At 43.0% G+C, this 20864-nt stretch carries 10 protein-coding genes and 2 pseudogenes; 11 read left to right on the top strand and 1 reads right to left on the bottom strand.

Annotated features, from left to right (window positions below; all coding sequences use genetic code 11):
- The first annotated feature begins 636 nt into the window (after nucleotides 1-636).
- From HQN88_RS16865 to HQN88_RS16830, 8 genes and pseudogenes are all read left to right on the top strand, one after another.
- Nucleotides 637-789 (top strand): hypothetical protein, encoded by a 153-nt coding sequence (locus tag HQN88_RS16865; protein ID WP_173114319.1) that lies wholly within the window; start codon nucleotides 637-639, stop codon nucleotides 787-789.
- Between the two features lie 179 nt (nucleotides 790-968).
- Nucleotides 969-1532 carry a sigma-70 family RNA polymerase sigma factor gene (locus HQN88_RS16860; protein ID WP_173114316.1) on the top strand — a complete coding sequence of 188 codons (564 nt, stop codon included), beginning with the start codon at nucleotides 969-971 and terminating at the stop codon, nucleotides 1530-1532.
- On the top strand, nucleotides 1513-2187 hold the full coding sequence (locus HQN88_RS16855) for a hypothetical protein (protein WP_173114314.1): 675 nt from the start codon (nucleotides 1513-1515) through the stop codon (nucleotides 2185-2187). The genes HQN88_RS16860 and HQN88_RS16855 overlap by 20 nt, the downstream gene beginning before the upstream one ends.
- A 1311-nt stretch (nucleotides 2188-3498) precedes the next feature.
- Nucleotides 3499-3999: a tyrosine-type recombinase/integrase gene (locus tag HQN88_RS38670; RefSeq protein ID WP_173114311.1), complete on the top strand. Its 501-nt coding sequence runs from the start codon at nucleotides 3499-3501 to the stop codon at nucleotides 3997-3999.
- Nucleotides 4000-4768: 769 nt separating this feature from the next.
- A pseudogene (locus HQN88_RS16845) lies at nucleotides 4769-5177 on the top strand (reverse transcriptase domain-containing protein); the annotation flags it as partial.
- Nucleotides 5178-5679: 502 nt separating this feature from the next.
- A complete protein-coding gene (gene ltrA, locus HQN88_RS16840; protein WP_173114308.1) occupies nucleotides 5680-6969 on the top strand; it encodes a group II intron reverse transcriptase/maturase in 1290 nt (429 codons plus the stop codon).
- Between the two features lie 69 nt (nucleotides 6970-7038).
- Nucleotides 7039-7542 (top strand): annotated as a pseudogene (locus tag HQN88_RS16835) (reverse transcriptase domain-containing protein); the annotation flags it as partial.
- A 268-nt stretch (nucleotides 7543-7810) separates the two neighbouring features.
- Nucleotides 7811-15478 (top strand): S-layer homology domain-containing protein, encoded by a 7668-nt coding sequence (locus HQN88_RS16830; RefSeq protein WP_173114302.1) that lies wholly within the window; start codon nucleotides 7811-7813, stop codon nucleotides 15476-15478.
- A 706-nt stretch (nucleotides 15479-16184) separates the two neighbouring features.
- Here HQN88_RS16830 and HQN88_RS16825 read toward each other — a convergent pair.
- Nucleotides 16185-16976: a hypothetical protein gene (locus HQN88_RS16825; RefSeq protein ID WP_173114299.1), complete on the bottom strand. Its 792-nt coding sequence runs from the start codon at nucleotides 16974-16976 to the stop codon at nucleotides 16185-16187.
- A gap of 578 nt (nucleotides 16977-17554) precedes the next feature.
- On the opposite strand from HQN88_RS16825, the gene HQN88_RS38405 reads away from it, so the two are divergent.
- The 3 genes from HQN88_RS38405 (at nucleotide 17555) to uvrA (ending at nucleotide 20670) form a co-directional block, all read left to right on the top strand.
- Nucleotides 17555-17812 (top strand): dihydrofolate reductase family protein, encoded by a 258-nt coding sequence (locus HQN88_RS38405; protein ID WP_337995194.1) that lies wholly within the window; start codon nucleotides 17555-17557, stop codon nucleotides 17810-17812.
- Complete coding sequence (locus HQN88_RS38400) at nucleotides 17734-18012, top strand: dihydrofolate reductase family protein (protein WP_337995193.1); 279 nt, start codon at nucleotides 17734-17736, stop codon at nucleotides 18010-18012. Before HQN88_RS38405 ends, HQN88_RS38400 begins: the two co-directional genes overlap by 79 nt.
- Before the next feature lie 165 nt (nucleotides 18013-18177).
- Nucleotides 18178-20670: an excinuclease ABC subunit UvrA gene (uvrA, locus tag HQN88_RS16815; protein ID WP_173114296.1), complete on the top strand. Its 2493-nt coding sequence runs from the start codon at nucleotides 18178-18180 to the stop codon at nucleotides 20668-20670.
- The last annotated feature ends 194 nt before the right edge of the window (nucleotides 20671-20864 follow it).

The following is a 20864-nucleotide window of genomic DNA, read 5'->3' as shown; positions in this document are numbered from 1 at the left end:
GAGTCGTTGTAGCTGCGTTACATATACATTTCTGCAGGTCAATGGCTACGAGTTAGATGTCGACTGGCTGGATTTGTTTGACACAGCATTATTAGTGGTACAGAAGAAAATAAGCCTTTTAGTTGGGGAGGAGCTCGATGAGGATCTAGTAGAAAGGATGGTCCGAAGAAACAAAAAAATAAGTGAGTATTATAGTTTTACTAACTGATGCGCAATGGACAGCACTTGAAAAAGAAGCAGGGAATAGCAAAGTGGCGTCAGTTGAGACTAAGTAAATGGAATTATTGGCAAATGAATTAATAGTGAAACATAGGTTTAATGAACCGAAAAACTAAGAGAATATAAATGATAATGGCGAGTAGACCCTTAGGTTTACTCGTTTTTCTAATATCAAGAAATAATCTTCATGTTTACAACTTGAATTAATGCTTCTACAAATCAAGTTAGATGAATACATGGAGGTTATTTATTTGGATGAGTTAAGTGTTGTCATACTAATAACAATTATTATTTATATTTCTGGTTGCATTGGGTATATGCTTCTTCTTTTAAGTAAGAAAACAGCAACTAAACGCCGTGAGATACCGGTATTTAAATTCAGAATTTTGAGCGTTTCAAGATAAAGGAGATGTAATTATGGCTTTGACTCAGAATCAAGTGAAGAGAATGAATTCTTTTCAGCAGGAACGTTGTACTGAAGATCAGCTTAATGTGATGGAATGTGCAGTTAATACAGAAAATGATGAGTTCTATTGTTGGCGGTTCTCGTTAGAGGAACAAATATATTAAGGATACCACTCGAAGAATGTCCTAAGCCTACAACTATAAAAAATTTAGTGAAGCTGCGTCAATTAATTATTGCATAACGGACACAAATCACGAAGGAGTGGAAAAGTGAAGAAGCTTCTTAAAGAGTTTGCAGCGGATTTCCCACTCGGACCGTCTAATAAGGTGAAGGTGGTGATCACATGAAGCCGACCGGCAGTCGACATAAGGATGATTTTTCAAAAGACGCCACGCAAGCACTGGAGCAACTCATGAACGAATTCGGCACGATTGTCATACGTACGGCGTTTTTCTATACGGGAGATGCTCATATTGCCGAGGATATTAGCCAGGAGGTGTTCCTTCGCGCGTACCGAAAGTGGAACAGCTTCCGCGGCGACAGTACCGTTAAGACGTGGCTGACGACGATCACAGTCAACATATGCCGCGACAAAATGAGCGTTCGTATGTTCACGGAACAGCCGACTGAGCCAGGCAAGTTGGAGCTTGGCCGAACGATCAGCGTGGAAGATGAGGCGCTTGAACGGATAAAGAAGAGCGAAGTGCTGCAGCATGTACTTCGCCTACCGTTACCTTATCAGGAAGCGTTGTACTTGTATTATTACGCGGACCTTAACACGCGGGAGATATCAGAAGCAATTAGCACTCCGGAAGGAACAGTACGCAACAAACTGCACCGGGCGCGAGAGATGCTCGCCCGAGAGATCGGTAAGGAGGGAATCATTCATGACGGATATGGATCATGAACTGCATCAACAGTTTAGAGAGGAGTCTGATAAAATGTTATTTTCGAGTATGGAGATGAGTGAGCAACTGAAACGGAAGATTCGTCAAGAAGCGACCGCTGAGAAGGCAGGGCGTAAATGGAAACTTGTGAAATCATGGAAGGTGGCGGCGGTGGGATTGGCAGCTGCGGTCTCAATCGTTGTGGCCATCCCGCTGTTAGGTACACCGAGCGTTCCGGCGCCTGTGGATAGTACGACACAGACGAACGGAGGCATCGCGGGTTCGGATATGACTAAATTGACGACAATGACGCTTGGTTCAATCGAAGAAGCAAAGGCGTCTTTTGGAGAAGATCTGCTACTGCCGTCTTTTGTACCGACAGGGTACACCTTAACAGAAATTGCAGCGGTGGGGATGTTGGGTCAACCAGCTAGAGATATCATCTTTACGTATACGTCGGGCGAACACACGGTGACGTTCTTGGCTAGCCGCATGTCATCCATCTATCCGGCCGAGCTATTTAGCAAGACGAAAGTGGGCAAACTGGAAGGATTCATATTCGAACAACCGGGCATGACTGAATTGTTCTGGACGATGGAAGATGTCCAATTTGGCGTAACCGGGTCAATCCCAGGAGATGTAGCGATGAAGATGGCGTTGTCGGCAACGCTTTAAGTGAGAAAAGCTTTTACCTCGAAGAAGCAATTGCCGTCAATGCTGGCAGCTGCTTTTTCGAGTTAGTCCTTACATCGAATGATGTCTAGGGACACACTTTTACCTATTAATTGAGTGAGAGCTTGATAGGAATTTGTGTCATCAGATAAAGCGCAAAACCACCAACATTATGCCCCAGAGACACAACGATGCAGAGTAATATAAGTGCGTAATGGTTATTGGTAGTCTGCTTACCCTGTACGTCATGCTTCTGGTAGCCTAGACGCGCATCCATTTCGTCCTCTAGCTGAGCGATATTGTAATCTAGACCTCTTCGAAGAAGTTAAAGAACGTGAGAAAGATGCAAAATGCCTTTTAACGCGAGTATCGGAGAATTGGGAACGGGTAGAACGTGACTTCTAGTAAAGGATATATTTGAATAAGGTGTTGTTCCATGGCGAATGATTTATGAGAAGTGTGTGTTGAAGTTGAGCAAAGTCGAATTATATAAGGAGATATAATGCCTTCGTATTCGGTTTTAAGCGTGCTCTTTATCACATCCTTCACCCGAAAATACATCGTCTGGCCCAAGAGAGCTTAGCTGCGCAACTGCTAAACTCACGTATGCCTAAATCAATTCAGAGTCAGCACCCCGTGGCGCTGTCTACTCTACAATAGTGTCTGCAAATGCTGATTGTACAGAAAAAATTAGAGAAGATGTGATGATACCAATGGCTAAGTTTTTTTTAGAATTAGTTTTCAACATAAAGTGTATTCCCTCCTAAAATTTACTATATTAGACCACGGGTTTCATATTATTATAAATTCCAATTAAAAACAATTATTTCTTTAATTTGTAATGATATTGAAATAAATGGAAAATACCTTTATGTAATCTTTATCATGATGTCATCTAATATCAGCCTTGGGTCGATTATGCCGCCGGAAGACACGTTTGAATTTTGAAGAACCTAAGAGGGCATGAAAAATAGCCCTCCTAGTTAATATATAAACGAATTTAATTACATGTTACAAATATCTCAATCTTCGATTCATCATGAAAATCCAAATGGAATTCATTTCCAAGGAGTCCGCCATATCCACTTAAACATATTGTAACTATTTATTATTTTTTGTACTTCAACCTTGGATACGTCTTCTGCATGACCGGGTATTTTATCCCTTTGTTCGTGTGGATACCTGAGGTACAAGATTCCTGCTCCAATAACCTGCTGATTATCAGCATTGGTTAGAATTTGCTGCGAATGATTGGAATTACATTGCATTTAGATTCTCCCATTCTTTCTTGGCTTTAATTTTTATTTTCTGCTGGTGAATCTTGATATTAAGCAGCTACAACCCAATGATCCAGAGAGTCTGCGATTTGCCAAAAAACCAGCTCTTAGAAATGTAAACGGTAAAGGCGGTACTCAAAGGAATGTATTTCTTTCTGAAGATGCGAAGCATGCTTTAGCAGACTACATTGAAAAGGAACGGCCAAATGAAATACCCGACAGTGTGAAGGCATTATTTGTAAACGCGGTGGGGGCCTCCGCTAGATTACCCGATGGAAGACTGGATCCAAGGACAATAAACCGGGTCCTTGAACAGATTGGTAAGTGGCATGATAAAGAACAGAATGACCTCGACCGTCATATCTCTCCTCTGAGCTCACATGACCTAAGGCACACTTTCGCCTTCAGGCTTTCTAGAGAAACGAATGGGGATAAATTTGAACTGCAGCGCAGGCTTGGTCATCGATCGGATAAGTATATTGAGATTTATACCAATCCACCGGAGGAGTTGCGGCTGGGTATGTACAGAAGGATGTAGTAAACCTGTAAATAAAGCAAAAATATTTGAGGGCTGAAGAAGACGCCGATCCACAAAGTGAGGAATGACTCGAAGAAAAGTACGGCGATTAATTCTATGAATAGGGAGCGTGGTGCGATTTGTTCTGCTATAACTGCCACACAGCAGGAAAAGCAGGGGTTCAAATGAACCTAACTCTGTATCTGAGAATAGGAATTCAGCAACCATGTATGCCGAAACTATTCCATTAATACTCCTACATGCGAAGGAAATGACAGTTTCCCTTGTATGAAGCTAGGTGAAGTCGGCAGAACGAGGACTAAAGCCACCCGAAATTGGAAGGTACGTCAACGGATATGTCGGATGGCTGAAAAGAAAGTTATGGTGAGAATGTCTAAAAGAAGACTGACGAACTATCGAATGTACGGGTCTAAACCTATAGCATATGGAAACATATGTATCAACAAACGTTGAGGTGGGTGACGAAAAGTACGGCTCACGCTTAGGAAATTCGTTACATCGAACTATGGCGGTTTCCATCCCACAGGCTCAGAGATAGCACCTAACGCTTTCATAAATAGCTAGGATGCAGGGAACAAAGAAAGCAAGGAATGTCGAAATGCGGTCTGTTAAACCTAGACGGTTGCTATAAGGATTATATCCGAAATGCATTCATCCTTGTGAGAGTAAGGGCAGCACTGATGAAGCTCTTGTAATGAGGGTGGAGGAATAGCCCTAAGTCTTCTACAGATTAAGTTAATTTTCCAAATGTAAGGGGGTGATGTCCACAGTGCAAGCTCTTCGATATTGGGACTACTGCAACATGACTGATTCTTTTACGGATCTTCATTCAAGAGCCATGAACAAGGAGAATTTTACACGGTTATATGATCTTATCACATCCCGTAATAACATCTTGTTGGCTTATCGGACGATCAAATCCAACAAAGGATCATATACGCCAGGTACTGACGGAAAATGGCAAGCAACGCCCTCTCGGGATTCCATGTATCCTAGACCGAATAATTCAACAATGCTTTAAACAGATTCTCGAACCGATTGCGGAAGCCCATTTCTTCAAACATAGTTATGGGTTCAGACCACTACGATCCACGCATCATGCAATCGCTAGGGTTCAGCAACTTGTTAATTTGGTCGGACTCCATTATGTGGTGGATATCGACATTAAAGGCTACTTTGGTGCGCCTAGGTAAGCTGGGTGCTTTCAGTGGGTGTAATTCCCACCCGGGCAAAGGGAAAAGCCGCCCTACCCGGAATCGAGTCTTGAACACGTAAAGGTAACGATACGGGTTAAGCGTATACAGAGCGACGTCCAGGCCGTAACGCAAGTGAAGCGATAGAGCCTCGTGAGATATCCGGGGGCCGACAAGGTCGAAAACTTGGAAGGCTATAGTAGATTTCCGTAAAGGGCGAGGAAATCGGAGACCCCGGCGGAGTCTGAGAGCACGGCATGGCGGAAAAGGAAGCACAACGGAACTAGGGAGATCCACCGCGATCTTCATAGAAAAAAATATGGAGTACGCCGACTAAAAGGACCATCCATAGGAAGCGGAAGTCGCGGTGGAAGTCGGACCTGCTGGTAGTACTCGGAGCGTGGGAAAGCCACGTACAGGGGGAAGCGGCAGGACAGAGTAAGCTCTTAACAGCGAAACATATCCCACACACAGAGATGGACAATGTATGTCAACAAAACTGGCTAAGATAACAGAGAAGGCTCGGCAAGATAAGAAAATCCGGTTCACATCACTTGCGCATCTCATCACGCCCGAATTTCTACAAGAAACGTGGGGATTGATGAATCGCAAAGGTGCGAGCGGGATAGATGGAGAAACAATGGCTCAATTTGAAGCGAATCTGAAAGAGAGAACGGAGGATCTCTGGTCAAGGCTCAGACAAAATCGCTACAAGGCTCCACCTGTAAGGCGAGTGGATATTCCAAAAGGAAATGGGAAGACTCGTCCGCTGGGTATTCCTACAGTGGAAGACAGATTGGTACAACGAGCAGTAGCGAGAGTAGTCGAAGCGATCTTCGAGCAGGATTTTCTGGAAATCTCTTATGGATTTCGTCCGGGACGAAACCCGCACATGGCACTGAAGGCGCTCAGATCGTGCATTGTAACCAAGAAGGTAAGACAAGTGTTCGATGCGGATATCCGGGGCTACTTCAATCATATTAATCATGAATGGTTGATGAAGATGGTAGAACATCGGGTCGCTGATCCTGTTATCCTGCATCTCATTGGAAAATGGCTGCGAGCAGGAGTTATGCAACACGGAGTAGTCACACGGAATGAGGAAGGAACTCCACAAGGCGGGCCAATTAGTCCGCTACTTGCAAACATCTATCTGCATTACGTGCTGGATTTATGGTATGAGAAACGGTGCAAGAGATGTTTTCAAGGAGAAGCCTACTTGATCCGATTTGCTGATGATTACGTGGTGTGTTTCGAATACAAACGGGATGCAGAGAACTTTCAGACGCTGCTAAATGAACGGATGAAGCAATTCGGTCTTGAATTAGCAGAAGAAAAGACCCGGCTTATGATCTTTGGACGATTTGCAAGAGAGAGAAAAGCGGAATACGGAGAGAATCCGGAGACCTTTGATTTTCTGGGCTTTAAGCATGTCTGTGGAGTTGGACAAAAAAGCGAATTCGCGCTTGTACGAATACCAAGTGTGAAGAGTTGCCGGAAATTCACGGACCGCGTTAGAACTTGGCTGAAAGCGCATAGCCATTGGAAACGGCGAGATCAGCAGAAACAACTGACGATGATGCTTCGAGGATTCTACCAGTACTTTTCGCTTTACCATTGCGACTACAAACTGCATAGCCTTAAAAGACAAATTGAACGGCAATGGATCCGGTCCCTTCGAAGGAGAAGCCAAAGTCATTGTCTATATTGGTCCTACTTGAGAAGTAGAGATTGGTTCAGGCTTCCGGAGCCTAAGTTACTCCATCCAACCATCTAACGAGCTAACCTGTGAACGACTCTGGGGAGCCCGATGCGGGAAATCCGCACGTCGGGTTCTGATTGGGGCTCACCTCTCCTATCAAACGTTGTTCTGAACGACCTTGATCAATGGATCGTGAAACAATGGGAACAGTTCCAGTCGAGAGACTCATTCACCACTAAAGGATATAGAACTAAGGTGTTGAAGAAAACCAATCTCAAAGAAGGCTACATCGTTCGCTATGCGGACGACTTCAAGATTCTATGTCGAGACTGGAAAACTGCTCAAAAATGGTTTCACGCTGTAAGACTTTACTTAAAGGATCGTCTTAAACTCGACATTTCGCCTGAAAAATCGCAGATTGTAAATCTAAGAAAACGAGAATCGGAGTTTCTAGGATTCACAATACGTGCAATTAAAAAAGGCAAAAAGTTTGTCGCAAACACTGGTATTAGTGAGAAGAAGAAATTCGAAATCAAGTTGGAAGCAAAGAAGCGTATCCTAAAAATTCGCCAATCACCAACTGCACTTAACACTAACCTATACAACAGTTTCGTCCTTGGGATTCACAATTATTTCTGCAAAGCAACAATTGATCGTAAAATTGCAGATATCATGACGCGTATGGAATAGGAATTTCAAATCTCAATGCATCCAAAGTTAAACAGCCATAACGAAGCATACTACTTTCATGTAATCAATGTGAAATTTCTTAATGATACTCATAATCCGTCGACTCCGCACAAACACGTATATTAATATGAAGAAGTTAAGAAATTGGTAGAGGCACTGTTCATAAGAACAGATGTCTTTCAAGTGATACGAAATGTATCTATATGAGTGGGAGGATCAATTGGGTATGAGATTGGAATTATCGAAAGTTATTAAAAAGCAGCTATCTATGTTATTGATCATGATAATGGTTGTGACCACCGTCATGCCTGCTGCAGTGAATGCTGTTAGTCCCAATGACAGAAATCTCTCTTCCGGCTCTATAACGGATGCTGTGTACACGAATATGGAGGGAATAAGGCAACTAGTTCAACCACGGTTACCCAGATCTGTAGGTTCGCTTTCATGGAACGTACTGACAAGAATGAACCGCGGTTACAATGCTTACATGTTGGCTACGTATGACTCACCGATTACAAAGCTAAGCTCAGATGAAAAATATTTGGCTTTTATGACTTACGCGGCTGATGATGAACATGCAGCAGGACGACAGGCTGTCTACGTGCAAGATCGGAGTAAAGGGGTGTACCAACCTGTCAAAACCCCAGATCAAACAGGAACTGTCATTCATTTTGATATGACACCGGATGCTCGCTATTTCGTTTATACGTACGGAGAAGATATTATTAGCGGTAAAATTAAGGTTTATCTCTACGATCGAGTGACGGATCAGCTGGAAACAATTACTAATGTGAACGGATCCAGTGAGTTTAGGTTCGAGGATGGAGACTACGTTTCTATTAGTGAAAACGGACGGTATGTGGTATTCGATACAGAAGCGAAACTCGCCCCCCTAGATACCAATGAGGAAAAGGATGTGTACCTCTACGATAGGATGGGAACGGGGAATAAACTGGAGCGAATCAGTGTACCGCTGGAAGAACAATGGAACAACGACAGCTGGGCTCCTGCTATAAGCGGGGAAGGGCAAACCATTGCTTTTGTCTCTAGGGCCAAGCTAATAGAGAATGATGCAGGTATCGCTACAGATCGTGTGTATCTTTATGATCGTGGTGCTGGGACAGGCGCTGTGCTCAAGCAGGTAACTCAAGGGAAATCGCCTTCAATCAGTAGTGACGGCAGGTACTTGGCATTTACAACAGGGCGCAACGATCTAATCCCTGGAGATACTAACAACAAAGATGATATCTATGTTTACGATAGCAAAGAAAAAGGCTTTCTTCGAGCTTCATTGCAAGAAGATGGAAGCGAGCACGCAAACAGCAGTAGATATCCTTCTATCAGCCGTAATGGCGCTTATGTCGCCTATGAAGTGAAAAACGATGGCATTCTGGATCCATCCGATAGTTATGTGACAAGGATACAAGATCTAACATCGAAGAAAATTGCCGTACCTAACTCTTCCATCTCACTGAAAGCTCCAAGCCAACGACCAACGGTTGGAGATACAGGCGGTACGATTACATTTTTCTCTTCCTATATAGAGAAAATTAATGATATCGAGTTTCCATTTCGTGATTATTTCGTTGCAACGAACGGGACTGCACCAGTGTGGCAACCAGGCAGCAGCCTGCAAGCCACAAATATAGGAAAAGATCATATCTCGCTTAGTTGGCCGGAAGCAACTGATGTAAATGGGGTAACGGGATACGCTTTATATAAGAACGGATCGCCAATTGCCTATATTGCCGCTTCGGAAGCTAGGACGTATACCGTTACCAATGAATACCAAAGTTCAAATCAAAATGTGTTGTTTCAAGTTGAGGCTATAAACAGCCGTTATCACATGAGCATGAACGGCCCTTCCTATACATGGATTAGGGATGGAGGAGATAACCCGCCACCGCAGGAGGAATCCCTCTATTTTGATTGGATTGGGGAGCGCAGCAATGTCGAAGGACCACTTAAACAAGGCGGCAAGGTTACCCTTCTTGCCGAGGGAGCGCCGGGACGTACTGCGAAAGCAGAATGGTCCTATAAGGAATGGGTTAATGATTCTCAGGTCGTAAAGACTTCTTCTATCCAGTTAAGGGAGTCGACAGATGCTCCAGGTTTTTATTCAGAGTCATTTTATTTAACAGCGTTGTCTACAGAACTAACGGATATGAAGCTGACGCTGAGTGGAGACGGAAAGGTAAAGGAGGAAGAAGCAGATGAACTGCCAATTTCAGTTGGAGGCGGCCTAGATATCACATTTACAGGAGCCACACCTTCAGAGCTGCAAGGTTCGGTTCTAACTGTTTCGCAGGAAAACGCTGAGGAACAAACCTTTATCCTTGATGGCGATGAACTTGGAATTATTGATGGATTGTGGGCAGATAAGGATACAACCATTACGCTCCGAACGCCGGATTATCGGTACGAAATGGGCACCTTGCAGGATATCCAAGTTCAACCTGGCCGCACACAATCTCTCTCCTTTCCTGTGACAATGCCTGCACAATTTCGTGTGAAAGTAGTAGATTCGGAAGGACAGCCTGTTTCCGATGTGCCGATCACACTATGGGATTCAGAACGCCAACTACTGGGGACAACTACCACGATGTCGGACGGGACAACGAACTGGCGTGAAGGATTGTTACGAAATCAGACAGTAACTGTTGAGCTGGAACTTGGTGATATGTATTATGAGCTGTCACACGGGTCTAATCTAAACTTCACATTGGATAAGGGCGATAATGAGGGGATTATACGTCTCATTTCTCCCGATCATGGATATCTAGAGCTCACGGTCAAGAGCCCGGACAACAAACCTGTATTTGACGCTATCGTTACCGCTACCCAAACCTATAAGGGGAAGCCAATCGTTACGAGAGGCCGAACCAGCTTGGACGGCAAGGTTAGGTTTGACTTGTTTGTTGGTGAAGTAGCGCTTGAAGCTACCCAGTACTCTTATGAGTACAGCTCTTCACTCCTTATCACACAAGTTAAGCCTCAGTCTACTGTTCTCATGGATATCCCGATGAAGCAGCCAGACCATTATGTCATTAATCTCAATGTTTTTAAAAAAGCATTGGATACAGAATGGATAGGTCCGCTCAATATGAGCAATGAGAATTTTATGTCCACCGTCAGCTCCAAGCATGGGTGGGTGAGGACCTACTTTTCCAATGCAGTTACACTGGGCGGAAATCCTGGTGAGAAGGTTGAAGTGTGTATAACAGGAACCATTTATACGTATATAAATACTTGTAATCAGGTCACTATGGACGAAAATTCAAATGCGACTGCTGAGGTTCGCCTGGAGGAAAAAGGCGCTCGCATTCAGGGCTTAGTCGAAATGGGGCGCAACATACGTTATGACGCTCAAATTTATGAAATTAAGCCTAACGGAAGCAAACAATGGGTAGCAGACGCTTGGGACGCTCATTTCCAAGCAGCCCCTTTTAACATTAATATCCCATCGGGCGGGACCTTCCGAATGGAGATAACCAAAAGTGTACGGGATCAGAACTATAAAATGCATTACGAGTACGCGAATGTAGAGTTTACGATTGAACAAAATCAAGTTAAAAATCTGGGTGCGATATCGTTTAATTCGACAAGTTATTTTAACAATCAATCTGGTAATTATTTTACAGCCCAGCCAGCGCGAGCCATACCAGGCAGTACGATTGTGTTGAAAGCATTCTACCGGAATAATTCGGATAAAACAGTAAAAAATGCGCGCCTGGAGTTAGAAATTCCGGAAGATATGACGTTAGTATCGGATAAGAATGGAAACAAAGCAGTAACAGGGGGGAAGGAGAATGTCCCAGTTACCGTTGAAGGACGTACACTTCACGTTCCTTTGGATGATTTAGAGCAAGGAAGCAGCGGAACGGTTACATACAAGCTTATGGTATCTACAGCTTTTAATAAAAAGAGCTTATCCGCTTCTGCCAGAATTCATACCCAGCTAAGCACAGAGCCGGAAACCATCGGGACGGTTCATCTGGATACGCCTAAAGTCACGCTTGATGTCCCGACAAAAATTTCAGATGCGGGCATGAGAACGGAAGTTAGCGGCTATGCCCCAGCAGGAAGCACGGTAAACCTGTATGACACGAATGTCAGGATCGGCGGAGCCGTCGCGAATGCTTCTGGCATATGGAAGGTTTCTGTAACGCTTGTAGACTTAGGAAACCACAGTATGCACGCTTTGTGGGCAGAAACAGCCTTGAACCAAGTAACCTTACAATCAGAGAAAGTCTACGCGATGTACGATAAGAATTTCCCGCAGTTGGAAAAAATGGTGTTTTCCCAAGCGCCTGACGGCAGATGGATAACGATAGAGCCAGAGAAAAACTTGCCGGAATTACCTTATTCGGTTTATCCGGGGAATCCGTTTCTATTTGATTTGCAGTTTACCAATCCTGATGAATTAGAAAATGTTCGCGTTTATATGGATGGTCAAGAAGGAGAATCTTTGTTGGCTACAAGAGAAGGAGATCTATTTCGAGCTACCGTTCCCACAACCAAGGATGCTTTGGGGGGCATATATGTTGATTATGATGTTAAAAATCAACCGCGCACCTATGATGGCAGCTTGCCGGATCTTGAGCAAATTCGTGCGTCTATGCCTCTGAAAATGCGAGACTTTGAAGTTGTTTCCATGGAGCCTTTGGCGTTGTCCGATGGTAAATACACAGGAGCTGTTGTTCTTCGCTTTCCTCAACTCCATAGCTACAAGATTAGTTATACGCTGAATATCGATCCTAATTCCCAATACAAGCCGACGGAGGAGGAGAAGGAGCTTGCTAAGCGATCGGGTGTACCGGCCGTGCAGAAAATGACTGATTTCACAGAGACGGATACAGCCATGAATATGAAGTTGAGAGGCTATATACCGAGTAATCTCCTCCCGCAAGAGCAAGCTGGCTTGCGAAGTGCTGCCGCTAAGGAAGGAGATTGGGAACATACAGCTGAGTATTACTTGGATATTGAGGCTGATGTGGATGAGATAAATGATCAGTTAAATGAAGTTAAGGAACAATACGATGACTATATGGAATATGCGGGGAAAATTAACAAGATTATGTACAATGTTGAGGCCAGCGGTCTCGATTGTTTGGACGAAATGCCAACGACAGCTAAAGAGGCAGGAAAGGCATTGGCAGCTGTTATCCTAGGTGAAGTAGCGAAGACAGCGATGAGCGCAGGGGTAGGCGTAATGGCCCTGAGCGGCCCCGCAGGTGTTGCGGCTGGCGTTGTTTCAGACATTGTTGAAGATAAAATTGATAACTATGTCGATGAACAGATCGATGCCGTAGGCGCAGGTTATAATGAATGCAAAGAAGACCCTGATCTTGATAAAAAGAAACATAAAGGTCAAAAAGTAGCTAGTCCTAAATGGATTTACGATCCTAGCGGATTCGTATATGAAGCTGTAAAAAGCAATCCACTTGAAGGCGCTGTTGCAACAGTTCTTTATCAAGACGTGAATACGGGCGTTTGGAAAGTTTGGGATGCGGAGGCGTATGACCAGGTGAATCCGCAATTAACCGACGCTGCGGGAAAATACGGTTGGGATGTTCCGCCTGGCAAATGGAAGGTTGTTTGGAAGAAAGACGGGTATGAGTCACTTACAAGCGCAGAATTAGATGTTCCACCACCACATACGGAAGTAAACGCTGGACTGATTTCTAGAACTGCTCCACAAATCTCGACCGTGTCGGGCGTTACTTATGAGGGGGGGAGTTATGTAGATATTACGTTCTCCAAATATCTCAAAGTAACTAATTTGTCAGAGGGTGCTGTTGCCATAACGGGCGCTGGTAATACCTTGTTGAAAGGAACCGCTGAGTTTATCCAAGTAGAGGAAAGCGCGGCAAATCCTAGTGCAATGGTGTCTCGAACCGTCCGGTTTACACCTAAGGCAAACTTATCAAGAACTGGAACATATCAAGTGAAACTTGATAATATCTTTTTTACAAGCTATGCAGGCACGATGATGTTGGATAAAGATGCAGGGTCGATCGTGATTCCAATGCGTACATTGGACATAGTTGGACCAACCGTGGTACATGCGAGGATGGAAAGCGGCGGTCGTATGATTCGGATCACTTATAATGAGCCTATTCAACCGACTGCGGATGTTTCCAAATTTCAGTTGAATGGAACGGCGGATACGGTAACTTCAGCTGTCGCTGTAACGAAACAAGGTGTGGCTGAAACGCGTGAGCTGCTTTTAACTTTACGTGGCCCTATTATAAATCAATCTTATCTGAATTTATTGCCAGATGCCGTCCAGGACAAGGATGGCAATACATCAAAGGAAGGTACACTGCAGTTAGTCTCTGATAGTATGCCTAACCTAAGTGAGCTCAGAGTAGGAAGTGGAACACTGAGTCCGGCATTCGATCCTACACAATACGAATACAGTTTGAAATTGCCTAAAGGTTCGAAAGAGCTTGAAGTAACAGCAGTTACAGCAGACCCTAAAGCTAAACTAACAATTGGCTCAGTGCCGGCTGTCAGCGGATTAATGAAACCGATGTCCATACCTGATGATGGAATCATCCATATAGGAGTTGAACTTGGCGGCGGTACTGTGACGAAGACCTATAGCATTCGTATTAGTGACTATATCCCAGATCCGAACTCACCTTCGACACCTACACCTCCGAATGTGGGAGGCGACGAAGCTGTGGATTTGAATAACTTGGGTGAAACTGCTGATAAAGTAAGGAAGACAGCATTGGACGGAAGACGCAGTTTAGTCGTAGGTATTAGCAAAGAAACTGTCGCGAATGCTTTGAAAGTTGGCAAGCAACCTAAACAGCTTTATGTGGAGTTGAAAGATTCCGTAGATGAAATCATTCTACAAGTTCCTGTTGAAGCACTTCAAGCAATGAAAAGCAATCAACCGATTTTAGTTGTGAAAACAGGCCTGATGAATGTCCAAATCGATGCTGCCGCGGCACTTCAACAATTGGATTTGGCGAAGGGAACGATGTTCCAGCTGGTTATTGCCAAGGCAGGCGATCAGCTAGAGGCAGCAGCAGTCAGAGTGGCACATCAACAAAACGAAGCTTTGCAAATGATGTCTTCTGCCGTAGTTGTTAGTGCTGAAGCTATCCATAGCAACAACCAGGCTTCGCCCATTTTGAATGCTTTGCAAGGACAATATACAGTGCAGGAGTCAAACGCTGAACGCAGCGATGTGTATCAATTTGATGCTAATTCTTCCGCATGGATATATGTTGAGAGTATGAAGAATGAAAAGGGGAAAGTATTGCAGTTTGATCTGCTCTCTGATGATATTTATGCTGTAATGAGCATTGGTAATCGTTTTGAAGATATGGCGGGACACTGGGCACAGCCGGATGTTGATTGGATGTTACGCCACCTATTGGTGAACGGTGTAACGCAAACAGCGTTCAAACCCAATAGTACAGTAAAAAGAGCAGAGTTCGCGGCTATTCTTGTAAGAGCTCTCGGGATCCCATTATCCGAGAATCTTCCTCAAAATCACTTTAGCGATGTCGATACCAATGCTTGGTACTATGAGGCTGTTCAGAAGGCTGTATCCAAGGAACTCATAGATGGGGTGGATCGGGAGCGTTTTGCGCCAGAAGAGACGATCACTCGCGAGCAGATGGCTGTGATGATTGGCCGTGCTTATCGATTCTTGGGATTCGGCAGTACTTCGTCAGGGGACTCTGCTTCGCTGGACCCATTCATTGACAGCAGTAGTGTACAAGATTGGGCTAAAGCCGATGTCACTCTGGCAATTAAGGAAGGTTTCATGATGGGTGTAACCGCTGAAAGCTTTGAGCCCGGAGGGATCACGACGCGTGCGCAAGCTGCAGTAGTGTTGAGAAGATTACTTGAGCATAGTGCAAGAAAATAATTCTTAATAAACGGGCCTATAGAGCAGTTTCTATTGGCCCGTTTTTCATGATAAATTATGGACATACTTCAGGTAGGTAGAGATAGACTATGGTTCATGGAGGATGGCTATGAAAACCATATTGATTGTTGAGGATGAAGTAATACAAGTTCCGATAAACAAAGGGAAATGGAACTTCATGATAATTACATAATCCAGAGTTAGATTTACCGTGGAATCATGAGGTTATACGAAGTTCCCAAAGCGGTGATAGCGTACATTGCAAAAACATTCGAAAAGCAAAAAAAGGAATAGAATATACTTAATAGCACTAGAATCAACGTTTGACAAAGTAATCTGCTATTAAAACCTGTAGCCACCTTAAAAATCTTTTGCATCTTACTTGAATGCGGGAGCATCATTACAAAAACTCGATTAGCCATAAAAATAAAACCCAGCCAACACAAAACTAATGGATGCAATATAAAAGCCCATATAGTACTCATCTTAATGTTCCCCCTATAATAAAACTTACAAGATTCCAAGACAAAAATGCTGGCCTAGCAGTTATTTCTCTATCTTCCTCCATATATAATTTAACGGTATTCATGATATTTTTAAAAAAATAATGCTTTATATAAATACACACTGAGGCACCCAATTATCTGGGTGCCTTATAATTAAACTTCGTCAAAATGAGCTTCTGCAGTTGATATGGCTTGCTGGATTACTTCCTAAGTATCTCATTTTCGGTATAGCTAGTAGCTGTTTTCGGAAGATTCAAATATGTAAACTTGTCCCAGTCAATTGTCTTCGCTGTATCGCTGGACAACGAGACAGCAACAACGCTGTTAATAGACTCATTACCTTTAGTGTCCCGTTGCGGCAGCGCCCATGATAAAAATACTTTAGGGACATCCGTTCTATTTTTAAAAACCTGTTTAAAGATAGCGGTACTCTTTTCCAGAATGTCGGATTTAATTGTTCCTTTTGTAGTATCGTCATCTGCCATCAACTCAATAAAAATACTTTTGTCATCAATCTCTATGCGTCGTATTCTGTCCACGTTTTTATTATTACTTTTTTCGCCTGCGTATTTTTCAACTGCCCAGGGAATGTAGTCATCTAATACGCTGGGTGCTGGGGCTATAGGCTTCATCGGGGCCTTTATTTCCGGGACTTTTATTTCCGGAGCCTTTACTTCTGGGGCCTTTATTTTCGGTTTCTCTGTAGTTTTTGCTGCTATTACGGGTTTAGATTGTTCTTTAGGTTTATCCTTGGCAACTGAAACAGTAGGGGTATCCTTAACTTCTTTTACCACTGTTTTGTTATTGGTATCCTGATTTACGATAACCATCATAACAATAAAATAAACACCAAATACTGCCGATAAAATCCCCATTGTTTGCGGCTTATATTGTCGCTTCTGCCAAAGTAAGATAATTCCTATTGGAGGAACTAAAAGCATCATTACCCAAATAAACCAGGTAGTTTTGTAAAATTTCTTCTTATTACCCATTCCCCAATTCCTCCTCATATTTCCAATGTACTTTTCCAGTTATTTGATATTTTGGACTTCTTCACTTCTTTTCTATTTTCATTCTATTTATATTAATGCTTTAGGATAAGAATTTCTGCGATACTTATAGTCTACATGAACTGTTTTTCGCGATACTCATAGTTCACAAGATCTATTTTAAAGCACTTCAACTCCTGATTTTCATCGATTTAATCACCATTAAGACACGTTATGAGGTTTTTTACGTGCATTTGAGTAAGCTATTGTTATCTTATATGTCATGAACTTTCCTCCAAGGAGTGGTCATTAAAATGCTACAATCCATAGTGTCCGAGCTTACGAAAAGTCTAGAATCCATACTACCAGCAATAAAATGAAATGCACGGCCGATGAAGCACTTATTCGCCTAGTCGAAGAAGAGCTGGGCTTCCCTCTTCCCGACGATAACATGCTTGTGTGACAATGAATGGTCATATCAGATTGGGCTTATACTTAATATGACAGTAGGTGTCATATTAAACTGTTAGAATCGAAATAGTTATCATTCAATGCAGCACATATACAAAGGAGAGAATAAAATGAAGCGCCCAGTAGTTTTATATATTGCAACATCTTTGGATGGATACATCGCGAAAGAAAATGGCGATATTAATTGGCTTCATGAAGTGGAAGGGGAGGGAGACAGCGGCTACAGCGAATTTTACAATACCATTGACACAGTATTAATGGGGAACACAACGTATAAGCAGACTTTGAGTTGGCGGATGAATATCCTTATCCAGGTAAGGAAAGCTACGTTTTCTCACGAACAAAGCAAGTACCAGATTCGAATGTAACTTATGTCACTGAAGAGATTCCCGCGTTAATCGAGAAACTTAAAGAACGGGAAGGTTCTAAAATCTGGGTTGTCGGTGGAGCTGCGATTCTCGACACACTATTGAAAGTCCGCCTCGTGGATGAGTTTATCATAGCAATTATGCCTATGATATTAGGGATTGGAATTCCGTTCTTTAAAAAGGATAATCCTGAAATGTAGCTTGATTTGGTTGGATCAAAACGTTATGGAGAAATTGTACTACTCCATTATACCGTGAAATCTTAATGGGGGACTTGAACGACGTGAGTTTGGTATTACACCATTCTCACGGCCTTTATTTTTTGTTGATACAATTGAAATAGTAAATGAAGGTGGAGACTAACCTTGCAGGATTATATTGAAATTAAAGGCGCAAAGGAACATAACTTAAAAAATATATCGGTGAGGTTGCCCAAATATAAGTTAATTGCCCTAACCGGTATTTCAGGCAGCGGAAAATCTACTTTTGCCATGGATATTTTGCAAAGGGAATGTCAGAGGCAGTATATGGAGAGTATGGGGATGGTTACTGACGGACTGAACAAACCATTGGTGGACAGCATTTCAGGACTTTCTCCTTCCATTTCCATCCGGCAACGTGTACTATCCAACAACCCTCGTTCAACCATTGGAACCTATACCGAAATTCTAACATATTTACGTATTCTCTATGCAAAGCTGGGTGTGAGAAGCTGCAGGTACTGCGGTAAAGATATCCCGCCTGATTATGATTTAGATGAGGAAAATGAACTTGACGAAGGAAATATCCTTTGTCCATACTGTCAAACAGAGCACAAAAAGCTTACTATGGGACATTTCTCCTTTAACAAATCGCAAGGTGCTTGTCCCACCTGTAATGGCGTAGGTATTGTAACAACTTTAGATCTAACACAACTGATTGACGAGCAGTTAACTATTGAAAAAGGTGCGGTTTCCTTGTGGCTGGATCCTGTAATCCGCACACACTACGCCAACACACTGCGCAAATGCGGTGCTCATTATGGATTTGAATTCGACTCCACAAAAATAATCAAGGACTATAATGAGCTGGAGCGAATTGTTTTTTATGACGGCGTGGACAGTGAGGCATTTAAAAAATACTTCCCTGAAAAAAAAACGCCAAAGCGTGTCAACGATGGATATTTTCGCGGAATCCGTGACTTTATGCAGGAGAAAGCCGCAGAAAGTGTACGGAAAGAGATAAAAAACAGCAAAATCGAAAACTGTATCATTAAAACCGAATGCCCCGAATGTCATGGTACACGGTTGGGCGTTGTAGGTAGAACTGTTAAATTGGACGGTCTTACAATTATAGAATTGTCCTCATTTACAGCAGAGCAACTCTATGACAAAATCAAAACCTTGTCTGAAAATTTAAGCGAAAATGCACTGATTGTCGCTTCAGCAATTACGGGAGATATTATAAAACGGACCGAGGGAATTATAAAAATCGGACTTGGGTATCTCTCGATCGATAGGAAAGTGGGTACGTTATCTGGCGGTGAAGCACAGCGCATTCGTCTTGCCAATGTTATGGACAGTGGACTGACAGGTGTGTTGTATATCTTAGATGAACCAACAACTGGGTTGCACCCCAGAGATACGCAGCTTCTTTTAGAAGCACTCAAGCGACTGCGTGATTTGGGTAATTCGGTGTTAGTGATTGAACATGATATGGATTTTGTGGCGCATTGCGATCATATTATCGACTTTGGACCTGGTGCAGGCAGCGGTGGGGGCAATATTGTCGCCATTGGTACACCATCGGAGATTGCGAAGAATAAACTATCTGTCACGGGTAAGTATCTTAACCGTACAAATACCCTGGCATTGCCCAAAGAGATTAATATCCATAACAGCATTGTTGTTAAGAATGCCCATGCCCATAACTTGCAAAATGTTTCGGTTGAGGTTCCTTTGGGAAAACTTGTCTCATTTACAGGAGTATCTGGCAGCGGTAAATCCAGCATAGTATTTGATACGATTGTACGTTTTTCTGAGAGCGGTAGTGCAGAGTGTGATTCAATTAGAGGATTCGAGTATGTGAAAGAAATCATTAAGTTAGATCAAAACCCAATCGGCAGACAAAGCCGCAGTAACATTGCCACCTATACAGATTTATATACTCCAGTACGGGAACTGTACGCAGCCCTGCCACAGGCCCAAAAGTTACGGCTAAAACCTTCTGATTTTTCTTTCAATGTAAAAGGTGGGCGTTGCGAAAGATGTCAAGGGTTGGGTGTCATACCATTGGACATGCAGTTTCTTGATGATGTGGAGGTACAATGCCCTGTTTGCCGTGGAAAACGGTTTAAAAAGAAAGTGTTAAGCGTTACTTACAAGGATAAAAATATATCAGATATTTTGGAAGCAACAGTGTCGGACAATCTCACATTTTTGGGAGGGCATAAAGAAATTGCAGGGAGATTGCAAACTCTTTGTGATGTAGGTTTGGATTACCTTATGTTGGGGCAATCTACCATCACCTTGTCTGGCGGTGAGTGCCAGCGCATTAAGCTTTCTAAGGAAATAGGAAAATCCATACAGGGACACACACTTTATTTATTGGATGAACCCACTACGGGTTTACATCCTTCGGATATTGATCGATTGCTAAAGTTACTCCGAAGATTGGTCGAACGGAATAACTCGGTGTTTGTGATTGAGCATGCTCTGGAAGTCATATCGCAAAGCGACTTCATTATCGACATGGGACCGGAGGGAGGTATATTTGGTGGTAAGATTATTGCACAAGGAACACCAATGCAAATTGCAGAAAACAAAAACAGCTTAACCGGTAAATACTTGAAAAATTTTATTGAAGAGAAAGTACAATGACTAGAGAGGTATGTGGTTTTATTCCTGGATACTTTATCGGGAGACAAGAATATCTCAAGAAAAGAAATTCTGTAAACTTCCTCATTATCTCGACTATGACTATTACATTTAAAACCAGGTGAAAACGAACGCAAAGGACTTTATCCGAAAATTGGGTATAGTCCTTTGCGTTCCGCTGCCTCTGAGTGTAGATC

It is taken from the genome of Paenibacillus qinlingensis, from assembly GCF_013204845.1.
GTDB classification, from domain to species: Bacteria; Bacillota; Bacilli; order Paenibacillales; family NBRC-103111; genus Paenibacillus_E; species Paenibacillus_E qinlingensis.
Note: the sequence above shows the minus strand (reverse complement) of the source record. Positions and strands in the feature narration are given on the sequence as shown.

What these genes read in the sequence shown, in the direction of transcription:
- HQN88_RS16865 (WP_173114319.1), top strand. Translation starts at nt 637, where the DNA reads ATGGCTTTGACTCAGAATCAAGTGAAGAGAATGAATTCTTTTCAGCAG.
- HQN88_RS16860 (WP_173114316.1), top strand. Translation starts at nt 969, where the DNA reads ATGAAGCCGACCGGCAGTCGACATAAGGATGATTTTTCAAAAGACGCC.
- HQN88_RS16855 (WP_173114314.1), top strand. Translation starts at nt 1,513, where the DNA reads ATGACGGATATGGATCATGAACTGCATCAACAGTTTAGAGAGGAGTCT.
- ltrA (WP_173114308.1), top strand. Translation starts at nt 5,680, where the DNA reads ATGTCAACAAAACTGGCTAAGATAACAGAGAAGGCTCGGCAAGATAAG.
- HQN88_RS16830 (WP_173114302.1), top strand. Translation starts at nt 7,811, where the DNA reads ATGAGATTGGAATTATCGAAAGTTATTAAAAAGCAGCTATCTATGTTA.
- HQN88_RS16825 (WP_173114299.1), bottom strand. Translation starts at nt 16,976, where the DNA reads ATGGGTAATAAGAAGAAATTTTACAAAACTACCTGGTTTATTTGGGTA.
- HQN88_RS38405 (WP_337995194.1), top strand. Translation starts at nt 17,555, where the DNA reads ATGAAGCGCCCAGTAGTTTTATATATTGCAACATCTTTGGATGGATAC.